The sequence below is a fragment of the Cyclobacterium sp. SYSU L10401 genome (assembly GCF_010993705.1).
Taxonomy (GTDB): domain Bacteria; phylum Bacteroidota; class Bacteroidia; order Cytophagales; family Cyclobacteriaceae; genus Cyclobacterium.
This window is the reverse complement of record NZ_WOFO01000002.1, coordinates 71,768-87,216: the sequence shown is the minus strand read 5'-3', so window position 1 is coordinate 87,216 and position 15,449 is coordinate 71,768. Positions and strand designations below refer to the sequence as shown.

General features: G+C 43.7%; 7 protein-coding genes. All 7 read left to right on the top strand.

Going from position 1 to position 15,449, the window contains the following annotated elements:
* Window positions 1-62 precede the first annotated feature (62 nt).
* Window positions 63-3,314 carry a DUF1553 domain-containing protein gene (locus tag GL182_RS05410; protein WP_163378630.1) on the top strand — a complete coding sequence of 1,084 codons (3,252 nt, stop codon included), beginning with the start codon at window positions 63-65 and terminating at the stop codon, window positions 3,312-3,314.
* A gap of 5 nt (window positions 3,315-3,319) precedes the next feature.
* Window positions 3,320-4,759 (top strand): DUF1501 domain-containing protein, encoded by a 1,440-nt coding sequence (locus tag GL182_RS05405; protein ID WP_163378628.1) that lies wholly within the window; start codon window positions 3,320-3,322, stop codon window positions 4,757-4,759.
* A 75-nt stretch (window positions 4,760-4,834) separates the two neighbouring features.
* Window positions 4,835-4,966, top strand: coding sequence for a hypothetical protein (locus tag GL182_RS24375; protein WP_262889321.1), 132 nt, complete (start codon window positions 4,835-4,837; stop codon window positions 4,964-4,966).
* A 45-nt stretch (window positions 4,967-5,011) separates the two neighbouring features.
* Entirely contained in the window at window positions 5,012-6,946 is a 1,935-nt protein-coding gene (locus tag GL182_RS05400) for a hypothetical protein (protein WP_163378626.1), read from the top strand.
* A gap of 261 nt (window positions 6,947-7,207) precedes the next feature.
* Window positions 7,208-9,859, top strand: a complete 2,652-nt coding sequence (locus GL182_RS05395; protein ID WP_240469661.1) for a hypothetical protein — start codon at window positions 7,208-7,210, stop codon at window positions 9,857-9,859.
* 700 nt (window positions 9,860-10,559) lie between these two features.
* On the top strand, window positions 10,560-13,604 hold the full coding sequence (locus GL182_RS05390) for a SusC/RagA family TonB-linked outer membrane protein (protein ID WP_163378623.1): 3,045 nt from the start codon (window positions 10,560-10,562) through the stop codon (window positions 13,602-13,604).
* 12 nt (window positions 13,605-13,616) lie between these two features.
* Window positions 13,617-15,341: a RagB/SusD family nutrient uptake outer membrane protein gene (locus tag GL182_RS05385; protein WP_163378621.1), complete on the top strand. Its 1,725-nt coding sequence runs from the start codon at window positions 13,617-13,619 to the stop codon at window positions 15,339-15,341.
* Window positions 15,342-15,449: the final 108 nt, after the last annotated feature.

Genomic DNA, 15,449 nt, shown 5'->3' with positions numbered 1-15,449 from the left:
TTTGGCGGTAAAAAATTGACATAAATAGGGTCATGAATTCCCGAATAACCACGTATGGGTTTATGAAAAAAATAAGTGTATCCAAGTTTCTCCCAAATTCGCTTTTTATTGTGTTTTGGATAATTTCCTGGGCGGTAGGTTCCTGCGGTGTTGAAAAGTCTTCCGAAATACTAGAAGCGGAGATTTCTTTATCGGAAGAAATTGATTACAACATCCACGTAAAGCCAATCTTATCCGATCGGTGTTTTTCTTGTCATGGTCCGGACCCCAATACCAGAGAAGCGGGTTTACGGCTAGATCAAGCGGAGGCGGCCCATGGGCATTTGGCAAATGATCCAAATAAACAAGCTATTTCACCCGGGAATCTTCGCCGCAGCGAAGTTTACGAACGATTGATTTCGGAAGATCCGGAACGAATGATGCCCCCTCCTCAGTCGAATTTAAGCCTTACTCCAAGAGAAAAGGCCATCATCATTCGATGGATAGAGCAGGGGGCGAAGTACAAGCCGCATTGGGCGTATACCAAACCGGAAAAAGGAATGCTACCTCCCGTTTCTGATGCCACCTGGCCCACCAATGAAATAGACTATTTTGTAATGGCAAAATTGGATCAAAAGGGATTAAAGCCCAGCCCACTTGCGGAGAAAGAAAGGTTAGTCCGAAGGGTTAGCCTGGATCTAACAGGATTGCCACCGGATTTGGAGCTGGTTGATCGTTTTTTAGCGGATACATCTTCCAATGCATATGAAAAGGTGGTAGACAGTTTGTTGGCAACAGTTGCCTACGCAGAGAGAATGGCACTGGAATGGCTCGATGTCGCGAGGTATGCAGATTCCAATGGCTTGCATGCGGATGGCTACCGGCTGATGTGGCCCTGGAGAGATTGGGTCATTGAGGCCTTTAACGAAAACATGCCCTACGATCGCTTTATTGAGTGGCAGGTAGCGGGCGACTTGATGCCAAATCCCTCCAAAAAGCAGATTTTGGCTACAGCTTTCAATCGGAATAACCAGACGAATTCGGAAGCTGGAATAATTGATGAAGAGTACCGTTTGGAATACGTATTCGACCGTTCGGAGACAATAGGAAAAGCATTTTTGGGCTTGACGTTGGATTGTGCCCGATGCCATGACCATAAATTTGACCCACTGTCGCAAAAGGACTACTTCAGCATGGCAGCTTTTTTCAACAACATGGACGAGTTGGGCATGACTGGGAATGATGGAAATTCAGGACCTCTGATGCTGTACCTGGAAGACGCGGAGGAAAGGGAACTGGAAAGGTTGAAAGCTAAAATCCTCGCATTAGAAAACAAAAAGGAAAAGGCACATCAAAGTTTTAGGCAACAGCAGGAGATCCGTAGCCTGCCCGAACAATGGTCATCCGAAAAAACGTTGAAAATGGGCTTGGTTGCGCATTTCGGTTTCGATACCGTTGACCAGGGCGTTACTCCTGACAAATCTGGAAAGATTCTGGCAAAGGTGAAAGGGAGTCCGGAATTTATTCCTTCTCCTGCGGGCACCGGGATGCTTTTTAAGAACGAGTCGGACTTTCTGGAAATTCCCGGGCAGGGACTTTTTGAAATGACTTCGTCGTTTTCCTTTTCGTTTTGGGCGAAGCCGGAAAGTCAGGAACCGTATCGTTCGCTGCTGGCTAATTCGGGCAATAAAAATAATTTTTTCAGAGGATATGAGGTGTACCTGGATAGCATCAATCGGCTGCATGTGCGCCTTATCCATGCCTTACCCCATAATTGTATCCACATAGCTTCCAGGGATCCGATTGTTGGGAACGATTGGAGTCACATTGCCCTTACCTACAACGGTTCTGCTTCGGCCTCCGGTACTCGGCTATACATCAATGGAAAACCATCCGCTTCCGATGTTCTCGTGGATAACCTTTACAAGAGTATCTTACCGGTGGGAGATAGTCGGGGAATTTCGGTAATAAGGCCCTTACGACTTGCAAGAAGTTATCGTGCATTCGGTGGAGACAACGGTATTTTTACGGGTGCATTGGACGAATTGTACATCTATAACAGGGCATTGACCGAGCTTGAAATTACCCAGCTATTTTATGATAAGGATTTTTCTCCGGTGAGGAAACATAAGCGTCCTGTTATGTTGGAGCACCTGGACTTTCATACAAATAGGGAGGCCAGGGAAATTCGTGAATTTTTGCACGCGGCAAGGAGTGAGCAGCTTGAGATGCTGGAGAATAAGACAGAGGTGATGGTCATGAAGGAAAGAGACCAACCCCGTAAAACGTACATACTAGACCGAGGAGAGTACAACTTGCCTACGAAGGAAGTAACTGCAGCAGTTCCGGGTGTGTTGCCAGCTTTGGCGAACGAATGGCCTCGAAATCGACTGGGATTGGCAAAGTGGCTCACTCATGCCGATCATCCACTGGTAAGCCGAGTAGCGGTAAACAGGTATTGGAATCAATTTTTCGGCAGAGGCATCGTCGCTTCCGTTGGTGATTTTGGTAGTCAGGGTGAACTGCCTTCTCATCCTTTATTACTGGATTGGTTAGCGGTGGATTTTATAGAATCGGGCTGGGATGTAAAAGCCCTGGTGAAGAAAATGGTACTGTCGTCCACGTACAAGCAACGATCCCTGGCAAGCGAGGAATTGGAGGAGTTAGATCCGGAAAACGTCTATTTAGCAAGGGGTCCACGGCATCGGCTGATGGGAGAGTTTATTCGTGACAGTTACTTACATGCGAGCGGTCTTTTGGTGGATGAGGTAGGCGGACCGAGTGTGAAGCCCTATCAGCCGGAAGGATTATGGAAGGAAAAAGGAGAGTTTTCGAATTTTTTACTCACCTATATTCCCGACAGAGGGAAAGACCTGTACCGTAGAAGCATGTATACCTTTATTCGGAGAACCTCACCGCCTCCGGCCATGACTGCCTTCGATGTCCCGGGCAGGGAGGATTGCATGGTGGAGAGACAAGAAACGAATACTCCATTGCAGTCACTGGTTTTGATGAACGACCCACAGATCGTCGAGGCTTCCCGTGTACTTGCTGAGAAAATGCAAAAAGAAGGTGGAAATAGTCTGGAAGATCAATTAAGCTATGGATACCGAAGGGTTGTTGGGAGGATGCCAGAGCCGGAAGAACTCAAGATTTTCCAAAAAATGTATTCGGAAGAACTACGTCATTTCAACCAGAATATACGAGAAAGAGAAGCATTATTGACAGTTGGCTCCTCGACGGTAGATCGGAGCCTTTCCGGAGAAAAAACAGCGGCCTTAACGATGGTGGCGAATTTAATGTTTAATCATTTCGATTTTTACACGAAACAGTAACCGATATGGTAGATTTGTGTTCCCAGGTGAACCACTATTCCAGAAGAGAGTTTCTTACCAAAGCCGGTTTGGGAATAGGAGGAATGGCCTTAGCCAGTTTGGTGAACCCCCTTTCTTCTCAGGCCTTGCCGGACCCGGGTATGGGTGGAACTCATTTTCCTCCCAGGGCGAAGCGGGTCATCTATTTATTTCAGAGCGGTGGTCCTTCACAGTTTGAATTATTTGACTTTAAACCCGAGTTGATCAAGCGAACCGGCGAGCAGCTTCCAGACTCGGTTCGACAAGGACAACGATTAACAGGCATGTCGGCAGGGCAGCAGTCGCTTCCGATGATCGGATCGAGATTTGGCTTCGAAAGACGGGGGGAATCCGGCTTGTACATCAGTGAACTTTTGCCGCATATCGCATCTATATCGGACGAAATTTGTGTCATCAAATCACTCCATACTGAGGCGATCAACCACGACCCGGCGATTACCTTTTTCCAGACGGGGTCTCAGCAAGCAGGACGACCCTCCATAGGGTCCTGGGTGAGTTATGGCCTGGGAAGTGAAAATGAAAATTTACCGGCTTTTTGTGTCCTGGTCTCCAAGGGACGATCGGGTGCGCAACCTGTCTACGGAAGGCTGTGGGGCAATGGCTTTTTGCCTTCTCAGTATCAAGGGGTGCAGTTCCGTTCGGGTAAAGACCCGGTGCTTTACCTGAATGATCCATCGGGTGTGGGAAGGGATCAACGTTCCAGGTACATGGGTCATTTGAAAGCCCTTTATGAACACGCATTTCAATCCAATCCCGACGAGGAAATCAATTCCAAAATAGCTCAATACGAAATGGCTTACCGCATGCAAACATCGGTTCCGGAAACCATGGATATTTCCGGAGAACCAGACCATGTGCTGGATCTATACGGGCCCGACGTGCATATTCCGGGTACCTATGCTGCCAATTGCCTTCTGGCCAGAAGGTTGGCAGAAAAAGATGTAAAATTTATTCAATTGTACCACAAGGGATGGGATCAACATGGAAACCTTCCGAACGATATCCAAACCATGGCCAGAAGTACGGACCAACCCACAGCAGGACTGATTCGGGATCTGAAACAACGGGGCCTTTTGGACGATACGCTGGTTATATGGGGAGGTGAATTTGGGAGAACCAGTTATTCTCAGGGTCAGATAACCAAGATTACGTACGGTCGGGATCACCATCCGAAATGTTTCTCCATGTGGATGGCCGGTGCTGGTGTGAAAAAAGGCTTTTCTTTTGGGCAAACCGACGATTTGGGATACAATATCACGGAGAATCCCGTACATGTGCATGATTTTCAGGCCACCCTTTTGCATTTGATGGGTGTGGATCACGAACGACTAAATTTTAAACACCAGGGTAGGAGGTATCGCCTGACGGATGTTCATGGGGAGGTTGTAAAATCGCTTTTGATCTAAAATTCACTGAAAGCTTGCATTTTCTTACCTTATATACCTTTACGTGAATAATAAAATAAACAGGAGTTAATTAGTATGAAAAAATTTATGTTACGCAGGAGAATCAGGGAAGGAAATGGAACATTATCCCCTTTGCAAAAATCCGGACTTTTAGGGCCGGTACGCCTGGTCGTACACAACGAATTCGTTAGGGCTAAAAATGGATAAAGTGATTTTACTGATATTATTTTATTGGAGGTAGCTTTTGTTCGGATGAAACATAAATTAGATATGATAAAAAAATTCAAGATTAAACACTTATTTCAACTATTGCTATTGGTAATTGTAGCAACGGTTATTGTTGATGTAATCCGCATTTCGAAGTATGAGGATATACCTGCAAGGCCCTCGGAAGGGATAAGTATAAAAAATAATCAGTTACAATACGATTTAGCCAATGGTGTAGATGAAATTGACTGGACCCAGTTAGACGGGGCGCTTGAATGGATTCTAAATGAATATGACTGCTCTGATTTTAGGCTGATAAACTTGGTACGAATTTTATACGAAGCAGGCGACCAGATTCCTGAATCTTATAGAGAAGAAATTGAACAAGTTCTTTTTAACTTCCGCTGGTGGTGGGACGATCCGGGTGAAAATTCAATGTGTTACTGGACCGAGAACCACCAAATTCTTTTTGCATCAGCCGAGTATTTGGTTGGCCAAATGTATCCGAACACGGTTTTCTCAAATAGTGGATTAACAGGAAAACAACACATGGCAAAAGCAAAAAAAAGGGCACTTGACTGGTTGGAAATGAGATGGAATTATGGTTTCAGTGAGTTTTATTCATCTTATTACCATGAAGATGTAGCTGCACTAATAAATATAATTGACTTTGCAGATGACGAAGAATTATTGATAAAAAGCCGTATGATTATGGATATGCTTTTTTATGATATAGCCACACAAAACATTAACGGCATGTTTGTGTCTACAAGTGCCAGAGCCCATGCAGCAGGCCGAAAAGGTGGTCCTGGCTCAACCCTAGGAGGAATTACAAGATACTACTGGGGAGATGGTAAAGCGCTAAATGAAGGGAAAGTCTATGGTATGATGACAACACAAAATTATAATCTTCCACCTGTTTTAATTGAAATTGCAAAAGATTCATCAGAAGTGATTATTAAGCAAAGTAACGGTTTAAATATATCTGAATTAAAATCGGAAGGATACTACGGAACCGACAACCGGAGTATGATGATGCAGTGGGGAATGGGAGCTTTTACACATCCTGAGGTAGTGAGAAACTCCCTGGCTCAGATTCGAAAATGCAACATGTTCTCAAACGATTTCTTAAAAGGTTTTAAAACAGTTGATTATACCTTAATCGATTGGCTACATTTAGAGCCTGCTATTTTCCGAGCACTCAATCCCCAGACAAACGGGGCAGCGATCCAGGAAGGCAATACTTACACCCTCAAAAACAAAGATTACACCTTATACACAGCACAAAGTTACCACCCCGGTACATATGGCGGTCAACACCACATTTCCGGAATGAATATTAAAAACCACTTTAGCATCTTCCATAATCATCCGGCTTTTGAAAAGCAATCAGAACAAGGCTATTGGAGGGGGTATGGGCATATCCCTCATTCCGCTCAGCATAAAAATGTGAACCTCTCAATTTATAATATTCCTGAAAAAAAGGCCATGATGGAAGTGGCCTTGCTTGATTATACGCATGCGTATTTTCCTTCAGAACTATTTGACTCGGTTTACATCGATCAGAATTATGTATTTGGCAAAAAAGGCGAAACCTATTGTGCATTTATTGGAGCAAACGACTTTAAATATAGAGATGGAACAAACGATGATATAATTCAAAAAGGGAAACAAACGTTTTGGATAACAGAGGCCGGCTCGCTTACCGAGGATGGCTCTTTTGAAACATTTATGCAAAGAATTCAAAATAACAAAGTGAGTTTTAATGCTGAAACGCTTGAACTAAATTATCAATCGAATAACGCAGCATACGATTTGAAATTTGGGGCTGACTTTAGTATTGATGGGAAAGTTATCGACACCAATTATAACCGCTACGATTCCCCCTATGCAAAAGCTAAAAAGAAAGATAAAACATTGACTTTTGAGTTTAATGGAAAATCGTTGTTTTTGGATTTTGAGAATTTAATCAGAAGATAAAAATACGAATCTGTACAGTTTCACCACGTTGTTAATGGAGGTAGCAACTCTGCCTTATTTCTCATTAATTCGCTCCTTTTACCTATGAAATGTTTGTCAAAAATTTGTGTTTTTCTTTGCCTTTATGCATTGGTTGGATGTAATTCCGGAAGTCGAGATAAGGTTTTTATAGAAGCGGACCAAATAGTCCTGTTGAAGAACGGAATACCGTATCGTTTTCAACCGAAATTTTCCATTATTTATAGTCAGGAAGACCCGAAAATGGCAATGCGGCCAGCTGGCATCGAGGGAGTACCATACAATATCATCACTTGGACAGCCTATCAGGGAAAGGATGCGGACTTGGATGAAGTAAAAAGAAGTGAAAGTTCGATAGGAGATGGGTTTGATGATGCTATTCTAGAAGGTGAGGCAGCCGAAAGAAGCTCCAATCCATTCAATGCAGGAACTGTCTTTTCCATCAGTGCTTCAGAAATGGAAATGACGGAAGGAACAATTCAACTTATTTTTGATGATCATGAGTGGTTTGATTTTTCGGGACAAATAGCAGATTTGGAAGGCCGGAATCCCTCCATCACCTTTACACTCAAGCCCAAAAAAGACGGTTTTTTCTCGGTTGGATATACCGGTGCGCCCGAATTTTCGCTTTCTGAGGTAGCAGAAATATGGCAGCCGCTGATTTGGCAGGAAAAAAGATTTCCGGAAAGCCCCATTATGACCTTGGCTTTTCGCTGCCCAATTCCTACGGCTTTAGTCCATGACGGCACCCATTCCCTTGGGGTAATGGCCGCCTCTGAGGAATTTCCTTTTGATCCTTTGCCATTGTCTACGAACAGTCGATTTGGTGTAATGGTCAGGAATGAAAATGGAAAAGCCCAGCCTCAGTTATTTGCCCCGGTGCCGGGAGGAGTAGGATCCCAAATGAAAACCGGGGAAGCCTTTGAGTTTAAATCCTTTTTGGTAATTGAACCGGGAAAAATCCATGAAGCCTATGAAACCATTGCGAGGAATGACTTCGGCTTTAAAAATTACCGAAAAAATGAGACGGTATCATTGAACCGGACGTTTGAAAATATGGTGGACTATTCCATGTCGGATTATGCCTGGTTTGTAGATTCATTAAAGGGCTTTGCTTATTCCACAGATGTTCCCGGCGCCGTAAAGAATGTTTCCAGTTTGAATCCCTTGGAATTAGCTATTGTGATGGATGACTCGGTGATGTTTGAACAAAGAGCTTACCCTACCTTGGAGTATATGTTGTCTAGGGAGAAATTTCTTTTTTCGCTTGACCCCGAACAAAAAATCCAGCATCCATCCAGAAGCATGACGGGACCTATAGCCCCTGTGTCTGAACTTACTTCATTGTATAATATTCTTGGCCATTCCAATGGGTTTTTCTTGGAATTGGCTAAAAAGGAGTTTACGGGGAGCCGAATCCGGAACCTGGATGTCGCCGAAAAGGGAGATTCCTGGGTCAATGCCATGCATTTGTACAAGGCCTCCGGGGATAAAAAATACCTTGACCTGGCCATTTCAGGTGCGGACGAATACCTCAGAAATAGGGTTGAAATCAAACAAGAGGATTTTGCGGACCCATATTCGCCGGGATCATTCTTTTGGAATGCTTTTACCCACAGATGGGTGGATTTGACCGAATTATATGAAATCACGCAAAACAAAAAGTACCTAGATGCAGCCCAAGATGGTGCCAGGCGATATACCATGTTTACCTGGATGTCACCTGAAATACCGAATACCCAAATTTTAGTAAACGAGGGCGGTAAAGCTCCGCTTTATTGGTACCTGAAATCCAAAGGCCATGAGCAGATGTATTTTCCGGAGGAAGAAGTGGAAGCATGGAGACTTTCTGAAATTGGACTAACTCCTGAGTCTTCCGGTACCAGCCAAGGTCACCGGGCTATTTTTATGGCTAATTATGCTCCGTGGATGTTGCGTTTGGGATACTACGCCGATGATTCACTCTTAAAGGAAGTTGCCAAATCAGCAATTATAGGTCGTTATCAAAACTTTCCTGGATACCATATTAATACCGCACGCACTACGGCCTATGAAAAGCCTGATTATCCCTTGCGGGAACATAAAGCGTTAAGCGTAAATTCCTTCCATTATAATCACATACTGCCCATGGCCAGTATGTTGTTGGATTATTTAGTCACAGATGCGTTTGTCAGGTCGGAGGGAAAGATCGATTTTCCGTCGGAGTATATTGAGGGATATGCCTATCTGCAAAATAAATTTTATGGCAGTCAACCCGGGAAATTTTATGGCGAAGATGGAGTACACCTGTGGATGCCAAAAAATTTGTTGACAGTTTCCCACCCGGAATTGAATTATATATCAGGATATAATGACACCGGACTTTTCTTGGCTTTTACAAATCAATCAGAAGATGCTGTGAAAGCCACAGTCAATATCAATCCTGAATGGACAACTAGCTCAATTGGAGAAATAAATGTTTTTTCAGACGAGGGAAATGCTTCTACAATAAATACCACTTCCTTTGAGGTAGAGGTGGCTGGCAATGGTATCACAGCGATCCAGGTGGGAGGACTTTTGGCAAAGGTTGATTTTCAACAGCGATTTTTGTCCAAAAGTACACCTCCCTTCAGCAGCCTTCAGGAAATTGACTTTGGTCAAGCACGGGCCATGGTGATTAATTTGGGGGAATATGACCGGAGGGGTTACATTTACCTTCAGGAGGATGATTCCCATTTTTCGAGTGTTACGCTGTTTTATACTGATAAGGATGGCAAAGTCAACCGTTTGTTGGATGAACACTATCCCTTTGAGTTTACTATTCCTTTAAAAGGAATGGAAGGGGGCGTTTCATTTTGGTTTTCAGCTAAAAATCAACAAGGTGGTATAGAGACAAGTGAAGAATATCGCCTTTGAGCCCAGACTCAGTTATTTGCCCCGGTGCCGGGAGGAGTAGGATCGCTAGTGAAAACCGGGGAAGCCTTTCAGTTTAAATCCTTTTTGGTAATTGAACCCGGAGAAATCCATGAGGCTTACGAGAGTATTGCAAGAAGTGACTTTGACTTTAAAGATTACCGAAAAAATGAAACCGTATCGTTGAATCAGACCTTCGAAAATATGGTGAACTATTCGATCCATAGCCCCGGTTTCATGGCTCACCTCCTTATATTACAATTTCGGCCCATCCAATGCTTTTTTTCCTGGAATTGGCAGAACGGGAGTTTGCTATCGTTCAAAACATCATTTTTTCAAAAAGCCCTCCCAATTTGCCATTGTTGGAATAAAATTAAGCATTATTGGAATGGTCGTTTGGTACATTATCCTGTTACCTGGTTTGCGGGACCACCTCTTTGGTACAGTTCATCAGGCCTAGTAGCTACTTCCTGAATGCGTTTTTTCTTTTGCCTGGATTACCAGCTCACGTTATCGAATTATTAAAAATAACGCTGATTTTTTATTAAATTTTTATATGTAAACGTTATCGGTAACGATTACGGAATAAAATTCCTTAATTTTATAAATAATGCCTTTTTTATTACGGTTTTTATATATAGTATTGATAGATATTCTGTGTATGCAGAAAGATTAACAATGTTTCGCCAAAATAACCGTAACAATGAAAAAAATCTTACCAAGTTTATTTGTATTGGTCCTAATGGTCGTTGCGACCAGTTCCATGGCCCAATCTATCACGGTCAGCGGTACTGTCTTCGACGAAAATGAGTCTCCCTTGCCAGGGGTCAGTATTTTGATAAAGAATTCCAGTTCAGGTACGGTGACAGATTTGGATGGAAGGTATCAAATCGAGGTGCCGAGCAGTAATTCGGTATTAGTATATTCCTTTTTGGGGTATTTTAAACAAGAGATTACCGTTGGTAACCAACGTTCCATTGATGTCAATTTAGATCCAGATATGAGTGATCTTAGTGAAGTGGTGGTAGTCGGATACGGAGACCAGCGGAGAATCAATTTAACAGGCTCGGTAGAATCCATAGATGGAGCTGCTATTTCGCGACAACCGGTATTCCAGGCTTCTCAGGCTTTGGTTGGTATGACACCAGGATTGACTGCTATCCAGTCCAGCAGCCGTCCGGGAGCGGATGGTGCTACCTTACGGGTAAGGGGTATTGGGTCTCTCGGTGCGTCTAATGATCCTTTAGTACTTGTAGACGGGATTCAAGGGGATATAAATAACATTGACCCAGCTGATATTGAAAGTATTTCGGTCCTGAAGGATGCAGCGGCATCTGCAATTTATGGGTCGAGGGGATCCAACGGAGTCATACTTGTGACCACGAAGCGCGGGAAAGTGGGAGCGATGACGGTTTCCTACAATACCTATGCCGGTTGGCAGGAACCTCAAACGTTACCGTCTTATTTGGGCGCGATTGATTTTTTAAGAGTGACTAATACGGACGAAGCCGCCATTGCCAATTACGAGCAGAACATGGCGACAAACCCCGACATTTATCCGGATACCGATTGGATGGATTTGCTGTTTTCAGAAAATGGATTCCAGCAATACCATAACCTCACCGTAAATGGTGGAACAGAAAACGTTCAGCTAATGGGATCTATCTCCTATACGGATCAGGGGGCCAATGTAAAGAATTACAATTTCAAGCGATATAATGGCCGATTCAATTCGGATATCAAGATTAACGATAAATTCGACCTGACATTTGATTTGAATTTTAGTCAGGAGTTGACTTCCCAGCCCAATTCGGGTTTGGACAGGGTTTTTCTGGATGCCTTTAGAATTGACCCTACACAAGTTGCCATACATACTGATGGGTCTTGGGGTGATGGTTGGAGTGGTCAAAATCCCATTGCGCACGCCACAGACGGGGGACTAAACCGAAATGAAAACAATTATTTTAGAGGGCTGATGCGGGTAAATTATTCGCCGGTGAAAGACCTAAATGTAAGTCTTACTTATTCTCCAGAGTATAGAGATCTTTTCGATCGTAACTTCAATAAGATGTATACAACAATTCTGGATTGGGACTCAAAGTCAACCAGAAATGTACCCGATAGAAATTCACTCAGCAATACCAATACCAGAATATTCGAGAACAACCTCATCGGTCTAATTACCTACAGCAAATCCATCACAGACCACCAATTTACGATACTTGGCGGTTACGAAATGATTAAGACCAATTGGATGCAATTTGGTGCTTCCAGGACTGATTTTATCATCGATCGTTTCGAACAGTTGAATGCGGGTGCAGAGACCAACATGAGAAATAATGGAAGTGCTACGCATTCCAGTTTGGTTTCCTATTTTTCCCGATTTAACTATTCCTATTTGGACAAATACCTTTTTGAGGCTAACGTACGAAGAGATGCTTCCTCAAGATTTGCACCGGAAAATCGGGTATCCATATTCCCTTCATTTTCTGCAGGCTGGCGTTTGACTGAAGAAGCATTTTTCAGTCCCTTAGATTTCTTTTCGGAATTTAAATTGCGAGCTTCCTGGGGTCGATTGGGTAATCAACAGATTGGTAGCCAGAATATCCGGACTATTGGTAATGATTTCCCGTATACCGCCAACATTCTTTTGGGGGCATCGAATTTTATTTTCGGCGATAACGTAGCTACAGGTGCTGCACAAAATGTATTGGCCAACCGAGGAATTCGATGGGAGTCAGCGGAAACTGCAAATATCGGATTGGATGCGGGCTTGATTAATAACCAGTTAACCTTTTCGGTTGAATATTATGTCCGGACTACCAATGATATTTTATTGGCCTTGCCTGTCCCCAGAGTAGTGGGATTGAGTGCTCCCCTTCAAAACGTAGGTTCTGTCGAAAATAGAGGGGTTGATTTCAATATCAATTGGAGGGATGCGATCGGACAGTTTAATTACAGTGCGAACTTCAATTTTTCCGACGTGAAAAATGAGGTGACCAATTTGGGTGGCTTGGGACAGATAATAAGTGGAAACTCGATTACCACCACAGGAAGTCCTATTGGTTCTATATTTGGGTACCAATCCATGGGGTATTTTCAGAATCAGGAAGAAATCGACAATGCTCCCAATCAATTTGGGGGGCTTATTCCAGGAAACATCAGGTATGTGGATCAACCTACCTTGGATACTAACGGCGACGGGATGAATGATTCCTCAGACGAGGTCATTAACCCCGATGATCGGGTTATTATCGGAGATCCATTTCCCCGGTATAGTTATGCATTAAACCTGACGGCGGATTACAAAGGCTTTGATTTTGCGTTGATGTTTCAAGGGGTAGGAAAAAGGGATTTGTTATTGCAAGGTGATGCCATTATGCCCTTGTGGAATGCGGGGAAGGTGCAAGAATGGCATGTGGAAGAATCCTGGACTCCTGAGAGGCAAAATGCCAGGATTCCAGTACTTGCGCCTACAAGCTCAGGTAGCAATGATGCGAGAGCTTCCGATGTGTGGGTATTTGACGCATCCTACCTGGCCATTCGAAATTTAAGTTTGGGGTATAACTTCCCCACCTTAAAGGATAGATTAAAAGCAAGGAGTTTACGGGTGTACACCTCGATCCAAAATCTGGCCAATTTTAACAGGCTCCCGAAAGGGACCAACCCACTAACTCCTAACGGTAGTTCCGGGGCATTTTTCCCAATTGCCAGAGCCTATACTTTCGGAGCCAGTCTAACCTTTTAACCAGAAAACACCATGAAAAAATTCATCTATTCTATATTAGTATTGTTTATGATCTCAGCATGTGATTCCGACTTGTTGGATTTGGAATCGCTTACAGAACCAACGGATGCCACCTTTTTTTCCAATGAGGAGGAATTAGACCTGGCACTTACAGGAGTTTATAACTCATTGATTTGGCTAGGTGGATACAACCTGCCGGTACAAGTAAATATGGACAACGGAGCCACAGATATTGGGCTTGTGAGGGGAGGTTTTAGCAGCTTTGACGAATTGGGAGCCGGATCCCACAGTGCAAATAGTGGAGGTTTTTTAAATATTTACACCCATATGTACCGGGGTATCGCCCGAGCCAATAACCTGATTAACAATTTGGATCGGGCCGCCGATATAGTACCCGCTGAGCGGTTAAATCAAATTAAGTATGAGGCTATGGTATTACGGGCTTATTTTTACCATTACCTTGTCTTTCTATTTGGGGATGTACCCTACACGGAAACAGTGATCGAAAACCCATTGGATGCACTATTGCCACGGGTAGACAAAGAAGAAATTATTGATAACCTATTAGCCGATCTTCAAGAAGCTTCACAGAATTTGCCAGCAACCGTGCAAGAAGGTAACCGGATATTCAGAGACGTCGCACTGACATTGCACTCAAGGATTGCGCTTTATTCAGGAAGGTATGAAGAAGCGGCTACCTCCTCGCAAGCAGTGATTAATGGTGGAAACCTAAATCTACACCCGGATTACGAAGAGCTTTTCACTCCGCAAGGAGAGGGTTCTACGGAGGCTATTTTGGTAATGCCATTCAGGGATGGTTTTGGAACCGTCCCAAACTTTTCAGTCGCTCAAGGTTCCAGGAATTTTGGAGCCTACAGTACAGTAGTGCCCACGCAATCCATGATCGATAGTTACGAAGCTACCGATGGGTTACCGATAGATGAGTCAGCTGTATACGACCCAAAAAATCCATTCGAAAATCGTGATCCTAGGTTGAAGGCCTCGATCATTACACCACAGAGTGAATGGGGAGGAATCATTTTCGAAAGCCATCCGGATAGCCTGGAAGTACGAAATGTGGATGGAACGATCAGGGGTAGGAACAACGATTCCAGGACGGTGATCTGGCCAGCTGCTTTTTGCGGATATCTTTGGAAAAAATATACCAACGTGGAATCCCAACTTCAAAATAGATTTTGGAGTGATACAGACTTCACGTTAATACGGTATGCAGAGGCGTTGTTAAACTATGCCGAAGCCAAGATAGAACTCAATGAAATAGATGCCTCTGTACACGAGGCACTGAATCGGGTAAGGGCAAGAGCATACGGAGTTCCAGTTGAAGCTTCAGACAGCTATCCAGCCGTTACTTCCATGGACCAGTCGTTTCTCCGAACCTTGATCAAAAGGGAACGAAAGGTGGAATTTGCTAACGAAGGATTTCGGCTGTTTGATATTCGCCGCTGGAATATTGCCGACAAGGTGATGCCAGTGGTCTTGTATGGAAGAATTTTAGATGAAGCAAACGCCGAACATGTACCGGAAATTGATGAAGATGGTTTTGTATCCTACGCAGGAATCGAATCTCAATACGATCTCAATACGGATGCCCGTTTTCCCAATGCTATTCGTGTATTCGCCAATCCCAGAGATTACTTGCTTCCCATTCCACAGGCCGAAATTGATACCTATAGGGCCAATGGTGCTACCATTAACCAAAATCCCGGAGGGTATTAAATCGCCTCAATGATTCTTTAAAAGGCAAAATTGAGCTTGCCGATTTTAGCGTACGCATCATAACCTTATTGGTTTTCCCGGTAGCAAAAATAGGGTTATGATGCGTAA

Coding starts and splice junctions, on each gene's coding strand:
- GL182_RS05410 (WP_163378630.1), top strand. CDS start 63: ATGAAAAAAATAAGTGTATCCAAGTTTCTCCCAAATTCGCTTTTTATT.
- GL182_RS05405 (WP_163378628.1), top strand. CDS start 3,320: ATGGTAGATTTGTGTTCCCAGGTGAACCACTATTCCAGAAGAGAGTTT.
- GL182_RS24375 (WP_262889321.1), top strand. CDS start 4,835: ATGAAAAAATTTATGTTACGCAGGAGAATCAGGGAAGGAAATGGAACA.
- GL182_RS05400 (WP_163378626.1), top strand. CDS start 5,012: ATGAAACATAAATTAGATATGATAAAAAAATTCAAGATTAAACACTTA.
- GL182_RS05395 (WP_240469661.1), top strand. CDS start 7,208: ATGGCAATGCGGCCAGCTGGCATCGAGGGAGTACCATACAATATCATC.
- GL182_RS05390 (WP_163378623.1), top strand. CDS start 10,560: ATGAAAAAAATCTTACCAAGTTTATTTGTATTGGTCCTAATGGTCGTT.
- GL182_RS05385 (WP_163378621.1), top strand. CDS start 13,617: ATGAAAAAATTCATCTATTCTATATTAGTATTGTTTATGATCTCAGCA.